Here is a 1,137-nt window from a genome sequence, read left to right as displayed (position 1 = left end):
TGTTGGGGTGGACGGCTCCCAACGGCATCGCAATGTGCCAGAGTGAGTGCGTTGCAAGACTCAATCAAGGGAGCCGCCCGTGGAGCAAATTACCCGCATAGGCATGGATACGTCAAAGAACGTTTTTCAACTGCATGGCGTCGATGCAGCGGAGAAGGCAGTGCTGCGCAAGAAGTTGACGCGCCGGGAAATGGTTCGGTTTTTCGAAAAGCTGCCACCCACCGTCGTCGCTATCGAGGCATGCGGCAGTTCACATCATTGGGCTCGTCTTCTCGGATCGCTCGGGCATGACGTAAGGTTGATCGCGCCGCAATTAGCGAAGCCCTACGTCAAGCGCGGCAAGAACGACGCGGCGGATGCCGAAGCTCTCTGCGAAGCGGTGAGCCGCCCAACAATGCGCTTCGTTCCAGTAAAGACTGCAGAACAACAGGCGGCGCTCATGTTGGTCGGGGTGCGCGAAAGGCTCATCCAGAAGCGCACCCAGCTCGTCAACGCTATACGAGGGTATGGCGCGGAGTTCGGCATCACTGCGGCGACGGGTGCATGTCGCGTCGTACCGCTTCTCGAGCGCATCGCGGCAGATGAAACGATACCCGAATTGGCGCGCGAACTTTTTGCCCTGCAGGGAAAGGAATATGCGCAGCTCCAGTGCGAGATCGAACGGATCGACGCGAAGCTGATGGAATGGCATCGCAACGACGAATGTAGTCAGCGACTGGCCAAAATTCCCGGCGTTGGGCCTATCGGCGCGACCTTGCTCATGATGAAAACGCCCGATCCGCATCTATTCAAATCCGGTCGGGATTTTGCGGCATGGATGGGCCTGACCCCTAAAGATCACTCGACCGCCGGCAAGACAAGACACGGCGTTATCACTCGCGCTGGTGATGAGCTTCTCAGAAGCACGCTCGTGGTCGGAGCTACCGCAGTCGTTCAGCACGCCCGCAATGGGCGAGGTAGGAATCTCACACCATGGCTTATCGGCTTGATTGGACGAAAATCACCTAAGCTCGTTGCGGTTGCCGTTGCTAACAAAGCCGCACGTGTCGCGTGGAAACTCATGGTGAGCGGCGAGCGATACCAATGCGTCGCGCCGCCCGCCCTTACTGCGGTAGCAGCATAAGAATTAGCCAGGAG

Annotated in this window: 1 protein-coding gene; it reads left to right on the top strand. The window is 58.2% G+C overall.

All coding sequences use genetic code 11. The annotated features are described in order from the left end of the window. Window positions 1-79 precede the first annotated feature (79 nt). Complete coding sequence (locus ACFQ24_RS03915) at window positions 80-1,123, top strand: IS110-like element ISShsp1 family transposase (RefSeq protein ID WP_010336579.1); 1,044 nt, start codon at window positions 80-82, stop codon at window positions 1,121-1,123. Window positions 1,124-1,137: the final 14 nt, after the last annotated feature.

Origin of the sequence: Sphingobium olei (genome assembly GCF_042678845.1) — a bacterium.
Lineage (GTDB): Bacteria > Pseudomonadota > Alphaproteobacteria > Sphingomonadales > Sphingomonadaceae > Sphingobium > Sphingobium olei.
Note: the sequence above shows the minus strand (reverse complement) of the source record. Positions and strands in the feature narration are given on the sequence as shown.